13 protein-coding genes are annotated in these 13,651 nt (G+C 62.4%); 7 read left to right on the top strand and 6 right to left on the bottom strand.

Annotated elements, in window-relative coordinates; translation table 11 throughout:
• Window positions 1-21 precede the first annotated feature (21 nt).
• Window positions 22-981: a GlxA family transcriptional regulator gene (locus CRT60_RS03490; protein WP_098735048.1), complete on the top strand. Its 960-nt coding sequence runs from the start codon at window positions 22-24 to the stop codon at window positions 979-981.
• 61 nt (window positions 982-1,042) lie between these two features.
• On the opposite strand, the gene CRT60_RS03485 is transcribed toward CRT60_RS03490, so the two are convergent.
• Complete coding sequence (locus tag CRT60_RS03485) at window positions 1,043-2,011, bottom strand: GlxA family transcriptional regulator (protein WP_098735047.1); 969 nt, start codon at window positions 2,009-2,011, stop codon at window positions 1,043-1,045.
• A 223-nt stretch (window positions 2,012-2,234) separates the two neighbouring features.
• Between CRT60_RS03485 and CRT60_RS03480 the strand changes: the two genes are divergently transcribed.
• Window positions 2,235-2,876, top strand: coding sequence for an HD domain-containing protein (locus CRT60_RS03480; protein ID WP_098735046.1), 642 nt, complete (start codon window positions 2,235-2,237; stop codon window positions 2,874-2,876).
• Window positions 2,877-2,933: 57 nt separating this feature from the next.
• On the opposite strand, the gene pdxR is transcribed toward CRT60_RS03480, so the two are convergent.
• On the bottom strand, window positions 2,934-4,391 hold the full coding sequence (gene pdxR / locus CRT60_RS03475; RefSeq protein WP_244592238.1) for a MocR-like pyridoxine biosynthesis transcription factor PdxR: 1,458 nt from the start codon (window positions 4,389-4,391) through the stop codon (window positions 2,934-2,936).
• Between the two features lie 45 nt (window positions 4,392-4,436).
• On the opposite strand from pdxR, the gene CRT60_RS03470 reads away from it, so the two are divergent.
• From CRT60_RS03470 to CRT60_RS03455, 4 genes are all read left to right on the top strand, one after another.
• Window positions 4,437-4,856, top strand: coding sequence for a cupin domain-containing protein (locus tag CRT60_RS03470; RefSeq protein WP_098735045.1), 420 nt, complete (start codon window positions 4,437-4,439; stop codon window positions 4,854-4,856).
• Between the two features lie 17 nt (window positions 4,857-4,873).
• A complete protein-coding gene (locus CRT60_RS03465) occupies window positions 4,874-5,329 on the top strand; it encodes a carboxymuconolactone decarboxylase family protein (protein ID WP_098735044.1) in 456 nt (151 codons plus the stop codon).
• 49 nt (window positions 5,330-5,378) lie between these two features.
• The gene (locus CRT60_RS03460) at window positions 5,379-6,023 is read left to right on the top strand and encodes an HD domain-containing protein (RefSeq protein WP_098735043.1); all 645 of its coding nucleotides are present in this window, start codon (window positions 5,379-5,381) and stop codon (window positions 6,021-6,023) included.
• A gap of 224 nt (window positions 6,024-6,247) precedes the next feature.
• Window positions 6,248-6,967, top strand: a complete 720-nt coding sequence (locus CRT60_RS03455; protein WP_098735042.1) for an SDR family oxidoreductase — start codon at window positions 6,248-6,250, stop codon at window positions 6,965-6,967.
• A gap of 73 nt (window positions 6,968-7,040) precedes the next feature.
• On the opposite strand, the gene CRT60_RS03450 is transcribed toward CRT60_RS03455, so the two are convergent.
• Window positions 7,041-7,979 (bottom strand): recombinase family protein, encoded by a 939-nt coding sequence (locus tag CRT60_RS03450; RefSeq protein WP_098735041.1) that lies wholly within the window; start codon window positions 7,977-7,979, stop codon window positions 7,041-7,043.
• Window positions 7,980-8,776: 797 nt separating this feature from the next.
• Between CRT60_RS03450 and CRT60_RS03445 the strand changes: the two genes are divergently transcribed.
• Entirely contained in the window at window positions 8,777-9,595 is an 819-nt protein-coding gene (locus CRT60_RS03445; protein ID WP_098735040.1) for a hypothetical protein, read from the top strand.
• Here CRT60_RS03445 and CRT60_RS03440 read toward each other — a convergent pair.
• Genes CRT60_RS03440 through CRT60_RS03430 form a run of 3 tightly spaced genes read right to left on the bottom strand, consistent with a single transcriptional unit; the run spans window position 9,559 to window position 13,627 of the window.
• Complete coding sequence (locus tag CRT60_RS03440; protein WP_098735137.1) at window positions 9,559-11,079, bottom strand: TniQ family protein; 1,521 nt, start codon at window positions 11,077-11,079, stop codon at window positions 9,559-9,561. The two genes, CRT60_RS03445 and CRT60_RS03440, sit on opposite strands and share 37 nt — an antisense overlap.
• A complete protein-coding gene (locus tag CRT60_RS03435) occupies window positions 11,079-11,951 on the bottom strand; it encodes a TniB family NTP-binding protein (RefSeq protein ID WP_098735039.1) in 873 nt (290 codons plus the stop codon). Before CRT60_RS03435 ends, CRT60_RS03440 begins: the two co-directional genes overlap by 1 nt.
• Window positions 11,948-13,627 (bottom strand): DDE-type integrase/transposase/recombinase, encoded by a 1,680-nt coding sequence (locus CRT60_RS03430; RefSeq protein ID WP_098735038.1) that lies wholly within the window; start codon window positions 13,625-13,627, stop codon window positions 11,948-11,950. Before CRT60_RS03430 ends, CRT60_RS03435 begins: the two co-directional genes overlap by 4 nt.
• Between the last annotated feature and the right edge of the window lie 24 nt (window positions 13,628-13,651).

Here is a 13,651-nt window from a genome sequence, read left to right as displayed (position 1 = left end):
ACTGCAGGAAGAGCGTTTCCCATGCGGATTGTGCTTCTCGCCCCTCCCGGGGTTCAGGCGTTGGATGTGGTGGGGCCGGCGGAGGTGTTCTGGGAAGCGGCGCGCCGTCTCGGCGACCCGAAGGCCTACGAGGTGCAGGTGATGGGCACCGCGGAGGGGCCGGTCTGCGGGACCGGCAGCCTGCGGTTCCTGGCCGATCGTTCCATCCACGATCCGGACCAGCCGATCGACACGCTGCTGATCGCCGGCGACCCGTCGTTCAAGGCCGTCGATCCGGCGGTGATCGACTGGCTCAGGCGTCGCGCGCCGCAAGCCCGCCGCTACGGCTCGATCTGCACGGGGGTGTTCCTTCTGGCGGCGACCGGGCTGCTGGACGGCCGTCGCGTCACCACCCATTGGGAATGCGCCGACAAGCTTCGCGCCGATTTTCCGGCCCTGACCGTCGATCCGGACCAGCTCTTCATTCGCGACGGCAAGGTCTGTACCGCCGCCGGCGTCACGTCTGGCATCGACCTGGCGCTGTCCCTCCTGGAGGAGGATCACGGGCGGGAGCTGGCGCTGCTGGTCGCCCGCTACATGGTGATGTTCCTGAAGCGGCCCGGCGGGCAGTCGCAATTCAGCGCCCATCTCGCCGCACAGGCATCGAGCCGGACCGGAATCCAGAAGATCCAGGAGCATGTGCTGGACAACCTTTCCGCCGATTTGTCCGTCGATGCCTTGGCCGCCCACGCCGGCATGAGTCCGCGGAATTTTGCCCGGGTGTTCAAGCGCGACGTCGGCCACCCGCCTGCTGAGTTCGTTGAAGCCGCGCGGCTCGACGCGGCACGCCGGATGCTGGTCGATTCCTCCACGCCGCTCCAGCGGATCGCCTATATCTGCGGTTTCGGTGACGCCGGCACCATGAGGCGCGCATTCGTCCGCACTCTCGGCACCACTCCGGCCGACTACCGGAAGCGCTTCCGCACGACGACAGCCTCCTGATCCATGGGATGATGGGGCGAGGCGGCCATCCTGGATGCCGCGGCGACAGGGGCGGAACCCCTTATCCTCCCCGGCGAAAGCTTGCCCGGTATTGGGCGGGCGATACCCCAAGCTTTTCGCTGAACACGATGCGCATCCGGTCAGTCGTGCCGAAGCCGCAGTCGTGCGCCACAGTCTTGAGCGGGCGCTCGGTTGCCTCAAGCAGCATGCGGGCGGCGTCGATCCGGGCGCCCTGGACGAAGTCGTGCGGCGTGATGCCGGTTTCCTGCACGAAGTGGCGGGCAAGATTGCGGGAACTCATGCCCACCTTGTCGGCGAGCGACCGAAGCGTATGAGGCTTCTCCAGGTTGGCCATGACATGGTCCCGGATGCGCGCGCTGACCGACGCCGGGTCGGCCGGCACAGTCAGATAGGGGCTGAACTGCGACTGCCCTCCTTGGCGTTGGGCCACCACCACCAACCGTTTCGCGACCGTTAGGGCAACGCCGGCCCCGTGGCGCTGGGCTACGAGCGCCAGTGCGAGATCGATGCCTGCGGTCACGCCTGCGGATGTGACCAGCCGCCCATCACGAACATAAATGCGGTCCGGCTCCACCTTGGCGTCTGGAAAGCGCGCAGCGAGGGCCTGTGCGTTCTGCCAATGGGTGGTCACCGTGTGCCCATCGAGCAGCCCGGCACCGCCGAGCGCGAAGGCTCCCGTGCAGATGGAGCCGTAGACCTCCGCGCGTTCCGGAGCCGACCGCAGCCAGTCGGTAAGCCGCGTGTCCGGACCGGCGTCGGGCAAATGGGGACCGCCGGCGACCAGCAGGATGCCGAAGTCCCCGGATGCGTCCTCGAAGCTCACATCCGCAATCATCTGCATCCGGTTCGACGCGCGCAATGGCCTCCGGTCGGCGGCGATGAGGACCGTTTCGTAGCGGTCCTCCGCCGGGACGTAAGTGTTGGCTTCAGCGAAAACGTCGACGGGTCCGGCGACGTCCAGCGCCTGGACGCCCTCATGGATCACGATCGCAACCTTTTGAACAGCCACCGCCGCTCCATTCGGTGCTGGCACGAACCGACGTGCCATTGTCCTGATCTATAGGTCAGCCGGCATTGCGGTGTCGAGCCATGATTTGTCAGAAATAGATCGGCGGTCGCGCCGTGGACCGTATTCTCATTCAGCATGAACCGCCATCTCGACCGTAATGGGGAAATCCTCAGCATGTGAATACACAGCGAGGAAACCTGAATTTCTTTCATGGAGTGCAATCATGTCCGAAGTCATCGCCGGAATCACCATTCCCGACAGTGAGATTGCCCGCGCGGCGACCCAGCTTGTCCGCGATACGGAGGATGACCTGCTGTACAATCACAGCCGGCGGGTGTTCCTCTGGGGCGCGCTCACCGGCAATCGCCGTGGACTCGCCTACGACGCCGAACTGCTCTATGTGGGCGCGATGTTCCACGATATGGGGCTGACCGACCGCCATTCGAGCGCGGATCTCCGGTTCGAGGTCGACGGCGCGAATGCAGCCCGCGAATTCCTCAAGGGGTACGGCGTCGCCGAACGCGACATCGAGGATGTCTGGACCGCGATCGCGCTCCACACCACGCCGGGCATCCCCGAGCACATGCGGCCCACGGTCGCCCTGGTGACGGCCGGTGTGGAGATGGACGTGCTGGGGATCGCCTATCACGATTTCACGCATGAGCAGCGCTATCACGTCTGCGCCCATCATCCGCGCGAGGCCGACTTCAAGGAAAACATCATCGACCACTTCGCCCAGGGCATCACCAGGAAGCCTCAGACCACTTTCGGCAACGTCAAGGCGGATGTTCTCGCGCTGAAGAAGCCGGGGTTCCAGCGGACGAACTTCTGTTCAATCATCCTCAATTCGGCGTGGCCGACCTGACCGGCTTTCCGAACCCCGCCAAGGCCATCCACCTGAACGGCGGCGTTGGTCCCCTTCTCACTGGAACCGCCGGATCGTTTCCAGGAGTCGGTCGCAGGATCGCGCAAGATTCCTGGTCGGCGCCGTCGCGACGCCCAGCAGAAGCCCGGACTCGGCGTCGTCCGGCGGCGCATACCAGGGCGAAAGCGGTGCCGGAAACATGCCGAACGTCAAGGCTTCGCGCGCGATGGCGACATCCGGCGTTCCCTTCGGCAATCTGAGCAGCACCGCCAAACCGGGAGCGGCAACAAGCTCCGCGCCGACGGAGGCGTGAAGACAATCCAGCACCGCCTGCCGCTTGGCCGCATAGGCGCGCTTGGTGCGCCGGAGGTGGCGCATGTAGTGCCCCTCGCGGATGAACTCCGCGGTCGCGATCTGCACCGCGGGTCCAGGCGGTGGTGCCAGACATGCCGCCACCTCGGCGAAGCGGGAGACCAACGCGACCGGGGTGACCACGAAGCCCAATCGAAGGGTCGGGCTGATCGTCTTGCTGAACGAGCCGATGTGGATGACGCGTCCGCCCCGATCGAGCGAGGCGAGCGCCGGCGCGGCCCTTCCCGCCAGTTGCAATTCGCTCAGATAATCGTCTTCGATCACCCAGACCCGGTTCACTTCCGCCCATTCAAGAAGACGAAGGCGCCGCTCCAGCGACAAGGTCGGCCCGAGCGGCGCCTGCTGTCCAGGGGTCACGACGACGAGCTTCGCGTCAGGATGATGGCGCAGCCCATGATCGACATCGATGCCATCCGCATCGACGGGAACCGGGGCCACCGCCAAACCTGCGAGTTCAAGCCCTTTCCTCGTCCACGGAAAGCCCGGGTTCTCGAACCAGACCGACTGCCCGCCCAAGCCGAGAACGCTGAGCGCCAGACCGAGTCCTGCCCCGAACCCCCCGGTGACGACGACCTGCGACGGCGAGCAGCTTATGCCGCGGGCGACAGCCAGATAGGCCGCAATCTCCCGCCTCAACTCATGCTCGCCGCGGGGGTCGGGATATGACGGGGGAACGCTCGACTCGGCGCGGACGGCATTCGCGCGAATGCGCGCGAACAAGGTTGCCGGGAAAGTCTCCGCCGCCGGCACGCCCATCTGAAAGAACGCAGGCCCCCGCGTCATTTCCAGGTAGGTCTCCAGGAACGACCCTGCGTCCGGCGGCGGTTCGCTCTTTGTGGCGGTGCGCGGGCGTTGGGCGACGCGCGTGCCCCTGGCGCGCGAGGCCTCGATCAACTGGGCGGCCGCGAGATTTTCATAGGCGGTCCGCACCGTTCCGCGCGCGACGCCGAGTTGGGCCGCAAGATCCTGCCAGGACGGCAGCCGTGCGCCGGGTTCCAGCACGCCGTCTTCGATGGCTTTGGCGACGCCCCTCCGGATCTGCTCCGACAGGGAAGCCTTGGCCGAACGGTCGAGGGTCAGGTCGAGCGGCTTGTTCATGCCGTCATGGTACATGATTTCATCGCATTCTTGGGCCTTTTTCATGGCTCAGAAAACCCGCATTTTCAGAGCGTCACAGGAGAAAAAGCCATGAAGAACCGCATCATTGCTCCAGCCGTCATGGCCGTGCTCGTTGCGACCTTCGCCGGTCCTGCCCCGGCTCATGACGGTGCGACTGAAACGGTGACGGCCAAGTTCAATCAGGCGATCGCCAACATCCCGGGCAAGTCGCTCCGCGTGGTCGAAGTGGACTATGCGCCTGGCGCCTCCTCCCTGCCGCACACCCATGCAAAGTCCGCCTTCATCTACGCCTATGTGCTGTCCGGTGAGATCGAGTCGAGGGTGAACGACGGTGAAACCCGCCTCTACAAGGCGGGTGAGGGCTGGTCCGAAGCGCCGGGCGCGGTCCATTCCGTCAGCCGCAATGCCAGCAAGACCACGCCTGCGAAGCTGCTTGCCGTCTTTGTCGTCGACTCCGACGAGACCAAGCTCACCTTCCCTGTCAAATGAAAGAAGGACTCTGACCGATGACCAACAGGCTCGACTACAATCAAATCGCTCCCAACGGCGCCAAGGCGCTCGGCGGCGTCTATGGCTATGTCATGCAGAGCGGTCTGCCCGGAGAACTGGTGGATCTCGTCTACCTGCGGGTTTCACAGATCAACAACTGTGCCTTCTGTCTCGACATGCACACGCGCGAACTCATCAAAAGAGGCGTGAAGGTCGAGAAGCTTGCGCTGGTGCAGGCCTGGAAGGAAGGCGGTCCTCTCTTCAGCCGGACCGAGCGCGCCGCGCTTGCCTGGGCCGAGACCGTGACGCTTGTTGCCGAGACCGGTGTTCCGGACGACGCCTACAACGCTGCACGAGAGGTGTTTGACGAGAAGCAACTCGTCGACCTCACGATCGCGATCAGCCTGATGAACAGCTACAATCGCATGGCCATCAGCTTCCGCAACACGCCGCAGGCCGTTCTGGAGAGCTGAACACGCCACGACTCCGATGCAAGGCCCAGCTTGGGAAGGAGTACAGACCATGGTGGCCAATGACATTTCGGATGTGAGAATTCCCGACAGCAAACTGGCCCGTGAGGTGACCCGGTTCATCCGGGACACCGAGAGCGATCTGCTCTTCCATCATTCGGTCCGGGTTTATTTCTGGGGGGCCATAGCGGGAACGCGACGGCGCATGAGCTTCGATCCGGAGCTGCTCTATACGGCCTCCATGTTTCACGACGTCGGCCTCACCGCGACCTACAAGAACAGCCAGCTGCGGTTTGAAGTGGACGGCGCCAACGCCGCGCGGGATTTCCTGCGGGCGCAGGGCATTTCGGAGGGTGACATCGAAACGGTTTGGAACGCCGTTGCTCTTCACACGACGCCCGGCATCCCGGAATTCATGCGTCCGGAGATCGCGCTGGTGCAGGCGGGCGCCGGTATGGACGTGGCTGGCCGCGGCTATGACCAGTTTACGGATGGCGAACGTGACGCCGTCATCGCAGCCTTCCCCCGCGAAGCCGACTTCAAGCACGGGATCATCGATGCGTTCTATGAGGGTATGAAGCACCGCCCCAACAGCACCTTCGGTACCTTCAACGACGATTTCCTGGCAGCAAAGGATCCGGCGTTCCAGCGGGTGGATATGTGCAGCGTCATCCTCGCATCACCCTGGACGCGCTGACCGAAGCAAGAAGCCGCGGAACGCGGGCGTCCCGGAAAAGAACAGAACTCCGGTCAGGCAGCCCTCCCAGGGCCACCTGTTGAAGCCCATGCCGTGACCGCCACGGACAGGGCATCCACCAACCTGAAAGCAACCCTTGGCGGCGAATTCCCGCCCGCTCTCGGGTCACGCCACGGACCGTGAAGGCGCGCGCCGTGGCGACACAGCATGAAAGATCGAGCACCATGATTCAGCGGACCTTTCTCGTCACCGGCGCCACCAAGGGCATTGGGCGGGCTCTGGCCACACGCCTTGCCGCCAACGGGCATCGGGTCGTCGGCATCGCCCGGGGCAGCGACCCGAGCTTTCCCGGAACGCTGGTGTCCATCGACCTCAGCGACAGCCAACGGGCGGCCGCGGCGCTCGCCGAACTGGCAGAGCGCTTTTCATTCGACGGCGTGGTCAACAACGTTGGCTTGGTCCGGCTGCACCAGCTCGGTTCCATCGAACTGGCCGATGTGGATGAGATCCTGCGCGTCAACCTGCACCCGACGCTCCTGACCGTGCAGGCGCTGCTGCCGACGCTGCGCGCCAAAGGCTGGGGCCGCATCGTCAACCTGTCCAGCCTGACCGTGCTCGGCCTCGCCCAGCGCACCGCGTACGCCGCGGCAAAGGCGGCGGTCGGCAGCTTCACCCGCACCTGGGCGCTGGAACTGGCGGAGACCGGCATCACCGTCAACGCGGTGGCGCCCGGCCCGACCGAGACCGAGCTTTTCCGCCAGAACACCCCGGCCGGCAGCGAAGCGGAGCGCCGCTTCCTCTCGCTCATTCCCATGAAGCGCCTCGGCCAGCCGGACGAGATCGCCGCGGCGATCGCTTTTCTCCTCTCCGAAGAGGCCAGCTATATCACCGGGCAGACACTGTTTGTCGACGGTGGCGGCTCGATCGGTAAAGCGCTACCCTGACCCAAGTGCCTGTGTCCAGATCGCCTTGATTCCGTCATGTCGGGGGCAGGAGACTCTATGGATTGGCCAAGTGTCAGGTCTGGTCATCGGTAGGGTGAAGCAAGCCCTGCTCTCGGGCTCGGTCGAGGAGGGCTTTGACGCTTGATGGCGCCCAAGTCCGGGCGCCGGTTTTAGTTGGGATGCCCTGACGCTCCAACTGGCGGCCGATGCGGGCGAGGGTCGGCTTCTCTCCATCGGCCGCGTTGTGGATGGTGGCGACCAGCTCCACCAGCCGCCTGTCCTGCGCCACGGCGTTCTTGGAGCGCCGTGGTGCGGGCTTCAACAGGCCAGGATCAGCAAGGCCATCGCCGACCAGGCGGCGGACGGCCCGGATCAGCGCGTCGCGCGTCCAGGGTGCCGGGTTGTCGCCCGGGCGCTTTTTCACCGCGTTGTTAAGCACGTCGACGACACGGTCCCACGGGTGCGCCGGCCGCAGCCGTTTGACGACTGGGAGAAACTCCCCGGCGCCAGCAGCGACCCGCTCGCTGAGGCGGTCGTCCCGGGCGCGGACCACCCGGCGCCGGGCGAGCGGGTCCTTGGCGACCAATCCCGGGTTGCCCGGCTGCTTGCCGATCGCCTTGGCGGCCCGCACACCGGCCTTCGTCCGCTCGCGGATCAGCGAGCGCTCGAACTCGGCCACAGCCCCGAGGATCTGCAGGGTGAACTTGCCCTGCGGGCTGCCGGTGTCGATCGGGTCACCGAGCGACTTGAAGGCCGCGCCCTTTCGCTCCAGGCCGTCGATCACATCGAGAAGATGAGAAAGCGAGCGTGCCAGACGGTCGATGCGCACCACCACCAGCGTGTCGCCCTTCCGCACCCGGTTCAACACTGCCTTGAGCTGCGGTCGCTCGCGGTCGGCGCCTGAGGCGTTCTCCCGGAAGATCTCGGTGCAGCCGAATGCCTTCAGGTCGAGGAACTGCGCCTCGGTCGACTGGTCCTCGGTGGAGACTCGTGCGTAGCCGATGAGGGCCATGGGCGCCTATTTCCTGTGTGCGATTGCTTTCCAGCCAGCAAGGCAAGGCACCCAGCCGGCCGGCTGCGGCCAACCTACCCTATTTTCAGAGCATGCGCTTGCTGATAACCGGACGGTTGAAACTCAGCGGAAAAGATTTGACCGCCACGCCTGCCCTACTCCTCTCCGCAGGCAGCGAGACAAGACGCCAAACCAGACGGTCGTCCGGTAAACGCCGGCCGAGATGGTCGGACGCGCACCACCTTGCTGGGCACGTCTCGAACGCTTGGGCGAAGCTATTGCTTTTCAATGGGTTGAGCCGAATGCAGAGGGGCTTCGCTCAGCTTTTTGCATGAACCGGTTTGCAAAACCGAGGCACCGGAAGCCCCCGCCCCCTCAGGATCCGGCTTTTTGCATCAACTGCCTGACAACGACAGCGATCCTGGGCCGAAACCCGGCCGTTTTCCGCGATGTCAGGCTTCAGTCCAGCGATCCCAGAAAACCACAGGAATATTAGACAGGTTGCCATTTTTTGTATATCAAATTAACCTAAGCATTTGATATATATAAATATGGCAAATTTACGTGTCTTCGACCCTCTCCCCCTCCTCGGCCCATTGGAGCAAGCCGCCAAGGCTGTTGGGCGGCTGGCCCAAGCAACCACCGGCAGTCCGGTTCTTGCGGCTTGGCTACATCGGTCGCGGGTCGAGGCTGTTGCTGAGATTGCCGACATTCAGGGCCGTCGCGTTGACCCCAACCGTCTGCGCACTCTGCTGGCCCAGGTGCCGACACGGACCCTGCGCGACTGGGGAGCCACCATGTTGGCACTCGACGTGATGCGGCAGATGCTCACCGATCCCAACTCGGCCGCATTTGCTCCGACCAGCATGGACGAGGCACTCGCCCGGATGGACGAGGCCCATATCACGGATAGGTTGACGGTATTGATCGCTTGCGGAGTTGGTTTCTTCGCCCACCTGGAAGCTGGTGGTGACCGCAGCGGCGCCTGTCTGGCTGTGTCCCGTTTCCTCGCCGCCCAGGGGATGACGCCGCTGCCGCTGCCCTGCTTGAACGGGGTCGAGGGAATCCGCCGCGCCGAGCCGGACGGGATATGGCTGGTTGCCTTTCTCGATGGCATGGCCCGACAAGCGGAAGAGGGGGAGGATAGTCTCATCGCTCTGCTGCATCGCTGGCGCGGTTGGCGCCGGCGCGTTGGCGACCGGCGCAGCGACGCCCGTATTCGCCGGGCCGTCGATGCGGTAGCGGCAGAAGGGGTGATCAGCCCTGCCCGTCTGGCAGCGCGGCTGCGCTGTGCCACCAGTGCCGCCACTGACCTGCTGGAGGAGCTGCAGCGGCTGGAGGTCGCTGTGGAGATTACAAGACGGCGCACCCACCGTGTCTTCGTGGCGGAGGATCTGGCGGCGATGTTGGGGGAGGTGGCACCGCGATCTGCAACGGCTATCACCGCCGGAGCCGGCCCTGTGATCACGCCTGTGGCTCCCGTCGAACTGGACCAGTGGGTGGAACCGGCTGAAGGTGTCGATGATGCGCTTGCGAACCTGGAGCGCATCTTGAAACGGCAAGACCCATTGCTGGCTCGCTATGGGCGATCCACAGGGGCGTCAGGCGAGGAATAGGAGGTGCGGTTATTCACCCTGAGCGGCGAAGACAACGATAGATGCCAACGGGCGGAAGGTGTCGCACGATTCGGACGATTCCACCCCGCCAATTCAAAGAGTAAACCATCTGTTCGGCTCACCTCGGCTTCAACATGGCTTAATCCAAGCCTCGCTGAGTGTTCGACAATGCCGCGCAGCAGAGCTGGGAAAAAATGTATTTCGTTGGTGGGATCGATGAAGATCTCCACCAGCCGCTCAGCCCACACCATCGCTACACCAACAACGGCGTCGTCAGAAACTCCAACAACGATTGGGTTTCTTCCTTCAAAGACGCTTTTCCAACGAAAATCTATAAGACTTTCCACGCTGTCCCAATAATTACTATTGGCCCTTGGAGAATGATTTTCGAAATGACACGAAAGGTGATTAGAGAAAAACTTTCGAATTAAAGGGATGTCGGCCTGAATTGCTGGGCGAACACAGCGAACGTTCTTTAGAAGATCAAGCAAAAACGCTGTTGGTGGCATCATCACGATCGCGACAGCCTCTCCCCGTTCTGGACTATAGATTTTCTCATCAATTGTATCTGCTGAGGTGTGCAGCGGAACTCCATCTACATCAACCTTGAATGGGTGCCCGATCCCACAATAACGGTGGAGGAGTTGTTGCCGTGCTTTCCCCGGTGAAAGTGTGTCCAGCAATGTGTATAGCCCAGCCGGCGACCCATCGATGGTTTGTGGGCGTTCCCCTATCCCTTTCTGTATTAACGAGAAGCGTTCTTCCTGCCTCTGAGAAGATTGTAGATTTCTACCTATGCTTAGTATAGTAGCGGAAATATTATTAAATTCATCCTCCCCCTCGCTGGCGCAGAGTATATCAAGCAAATCTCCAACAAGAGATTGAACACAAACGGCGTCTGAAGAAGCGTATGCCGCTTCTGATTTACGCAAATCATAATTGCATATTGCACACTGATATAAAGGCCTTCTACGCTTCCCACTCAGGATAGAGATGCTAGACAGACATTTTGGACAGCGATGACATAGCCATAGCTCATGCCGTTGGCAGAGTCGTACCGGTGCTGCTCGCCAGTGCCATCGTGCATAGGGAGCCGCATCCTCTTTCCAGCAGTGTGGACAGAAGCGCAGCGGACAAAGGAAGCCTGTCAGAAGCGGCTTGTCAGAACCAAACCAGCGCAGCTGTTTCAGGCGCTGTCTCGGCAAACCCGTGCGCTGCGACAAGGCATCGAGAAGCCGGTCAGGACCATTCTGATCCAGGTCTCCTCCGCTTTGCCCAATGGCCGAACGCAGATTGGAAAGGAATGCATCCGGACCCATGGCATTTGCCCAAGCCTGACGGCTGAGCCAACTGGAGAGCAACTCATCTTCGAATGGGGCTGGGTCGGATGCCCATCCGTCGCTTCTTGCCTCCGGGCGGCCCCGTTCCAAACGTTCCACCGGAAAAACACCGTCCGGCGGCTGTAAGAACGGAGAGTTGGTCATCAGGCCAACCCACGCAACTCGCTGGGCGAGAACCGTTTCGATGGTGGCTCAAATGCCATCGAGTCGAACAAGGTGAGGGTGATGCGCTCGTCACCGCTACGGACCGCTTGCGCAGCCGTGGCGGTGACAGTCTGTACGATGTCGCCGATCAGTCCTTCGGATGTTTGGAAGATGCGCTTTGCCAAGGCATCGTCCGTCAACTCGGATCGGTGACGCAGTGGCAATGCCTGGACGAGACTGTTCAGAAGACGTGCATAATTGGTGTCGTACTGCCAGCGGGGAAGTGGTCGGCTGTTCAGCCGTGTTCGCAATTCCCCGTCGTTATGGATTGCCTCTGCCAACGACCTGTCGCCGATCAATACAGGGGACATGTCCCAGCGATGACCCATGATCCGCAAGAGTGTATGGAAGTCCTTTCGGGCGTGGCCTTTGAAACCATGATGAGCATCATCGAATATGAATACTCTTGGTTCGTATTCATCAAGGAGCTCTTCCAACTGTTGGCGACGCCCATCAATACTCCGTTGTGTCGGATCAGGAACCCGCCCCATTGCCCGGATCATTCCGGTCATAAATTCTAAGCGGGAGGCCTCGGTCGGCATCTGGTAATAGTAGGTGGGCCGCACCTGTATGCTGTCCAATTTGAGAAACTTGTCGGCGATCATGGTCTTTCCGTTGCGGAATGGACCGCAGATTGCGACACCCACTGTTCGGGTCGACTTCGGCCGATCCCGCAGTTTTACCAACTCCGCCAAAGCCTGAGTGGCTCCTGGATAGCCGATCCATCGGTACTCTTCCATGACCGCACAACGCTCTTCGTCGGAGAGCGTATCGAGCTGTCGGCGGGCTTCATCGTTCAGGTGTTCGGTCATGACCGTCCCCAATGTTCGACGTCGAAGCTTTCATCAGTTGCGGGTAACCGACCCAGACCATCTCCAGTGGTCTTGAGACGGTTGATTTCCATGTCAGCCGCATAGGGCTTGGGAGCTTCACTGGCAACACGCGCCGCCAATGCGTCGCTGGCTGCCTTCCGGCTGACCCGCATCTTGCGAGACCGTGGTGTTGGAGACAGCGCTTCGTCCACCATTTCGCGTGATTTTCCTCGCTCCGCCCAGGAGGTGCCTGCCTCCTTGCGCTCTCGGCCGTTTTGAGCGTCCAGCTCCCAGTCCGTCATGGGGGTCAGCACACCATCTGCGCGGGGGACTGTGAGCCACTGCTTCAGCGTCGGATGCCACAGGTAGATGTGACTGATGTCATTTCGGTTGATCTTGATCCGAAGCTTCTCGCGACCGCGGTTGGCGTAAAGCTCTGCCAGCCGCTCATCATCCTGCTTCCAGTAAAAGAGACCGAAGGCTTGGATCCCTTTGCTGGACAAGCTGCCTGTGCGCTCCGGCAAGAAGGCAAGTTGCACCTCTTCCCAGTCGATATTCAGGAGATGCTCGGGAATGCGGGAGGCATGTTTGTTCCATTCAAGGTCGGGACGCTTACGGGTTTTCTCATCCATTTCCCCGTTGCAGATTCGGAACACGGTGATGGCCGTTGCTTTTTCGATCTGCTCATAGGTGAGGCAGGCCCGCTCCTCGGCGGGATAGTCGCCTCGGTCGGCGACGGACCGGCCGGTCTGCCCGCGAGCCTTGCGGAGCTGCTGGTTGATCGATCCCTGCAGGCGCTCGACCACGTTGCGGATATGCGGCTCGCCATGCCGGGGATCCACCGTGATGCGGAGATCCTCCAGGCCGCGGTGGCCTTTCAGAGCCTTGTACCAGGCCGCCCGATCCGAAATGATGCGCTCCGGCCGGCCGAAGACATCCGTGGCTTCGATGCCGAACTTTTGAAAGTACGCTCCCTTCGGGCGGATGGCGTGCTGAAGGCACAGCCCGATCGCCTCCCGGTTGGCCGACCGCGGCCACAGCCAGAAGCCCAGAATCATGTGGGTCAGCACATCGACCAGAACGATGAGCCAAAGCCGCTTCAGCAGATGGCCCGCGTCGTCAACAACGAACACGTCGATTTCCGTCTCATCGATCTGACAGATTTGCAGCGGATAATCCGGAACCAGGGAACCGCCCCGGTGCCGATGCTTGCGCACCCTGACGGTCTCGCCACGCCGACGTGCCACCTCTTCGGCCGTCCAATGCTTCCAGAGACGGCTCTTCACCGTGTTGAACGAAACCGACTTCAGCCCAGCGCCTTCCAGGCGCCCGTTGATCACGATGGTGGCCTCGTTCAGGGAGCACCCTTCAGGGGTCAGATACTTGTTGTCGAGGACGGTCCGGACGATGGCCTCGGCTTCTGACAGCAGCCTGGGACTGCGCCCCGAATCGTCACGCAGCAGGTCGCGGACCAGACGGCGCCGGCCGTATTTGCGCAGGTGGTTGCGGATCGTCTGAGGCGTCCGTTTGAGGCGGGCAGCAAGATCATTGATGGCGGCAGCACGTGCCTCGCTCTTCAGAGAGGTGCTGTCCAGAATGCGGTCGAGCTGTGTGGCCAAACGCTCGGCCTCGGACCAGCGTGGGTCATCGGGTGGATCGTCGGATCGCCGTCCCATACCCCAGACGCCCTCCCGCGAAAG

Origin of the sequence: Azospirillum palustre (assembly GCF_002573965.1) — a bacterium.
GTDB classification, from domain to species: Bacteria; Pseudomonadota; Alphaproteobacteria; order Azospirillales; family Azospirillaceae; genus Azospirillum; species Azospirillum palustre.
This window is presented reverse-complemented; position numbering and strand designations above follow the sequence as displayed.

Coding starts and splice junctions, on each gene's coding strand:
- CRT60_RS03490 (WP_098735048.1), top strand. CDS start 22: ATGCGGATTGTGCTTCTCGCCCCTCCCGGGGTTCAGGCGTTGGATGTG.
- CRT60_RS03480 (WP_098735046.1), top strand. CDS start 2,235: ATGTCCGAAGTCATCGCCGGAATCACCATTCCCGACAGTGAGATTGCC.
- pdxR (WP_244592238.1), bottom strand. CDS start 4,391: ATGAAAAAGGCCCAAGAATGCGATGAAATCATGTACCATGACGGCATG.
- CRT60_RS03470 (WP_098735045.1), top strand. CDS start 4,437: ATGAAGAACCGCATCATTGCTCCAGCCGTCATGGCCGTGCTCGTTGCG.
- CRT60_RS03465 (WP_098735044.1), top strand. CDS start 4,874: ATGACCAACAGGCTCGACTACAATCAAATCGCTCCCAACGGCGCCAAG.
- CRT60_RS03460 (WP_098735043.1), top strand. CDS start 5,379: ATGGTGGCCAATGACATTTCGGATGTGAGAATTCCCGACAGCAAACTG.
- CRT60_RS03455 (WP_098735042.1), top strand. CDS start 6,248: ATGATTCAGCGGACCTTTCTCGTCACCGGCGCCACCAAGGGCATTGGG.
- CRT60_RS03450 (WP_098735041.1), bottom strand. CDS start 7,979: ATGGCCCTCATCGGCTACGCACGAGTCTCCACCGAGGACCAGTCGACC.
- CRT60_RS03445 (WP_098735040.1), top strand. CDS start 8,777: ATGTTGGCACTCGACGTGATGCGGCAGATGCTCACCGATCCCAACTCG.
- CRT60_RS03440 (WP_098735137.1), bottom strand. CDS start 11,079: ATGACCAACTCTCCGTTCTTACAGCCGCCGGACGGTGTTTTTCCGGTG.
- CRT60_RS03435 (WP_098735039.1), bottom strand. CDS start 11,951: ATGACCGAACACCTGAACGATGAAGCCCGCCGACAGCTCGATACGCTC.
- CRT60_RS03430 (WP_098735038.1), bottom strand. CDS start 13,627: ATGGGACGGCGATCCGACGATCCACCCGATGACCCACGCTGGTCCGAG.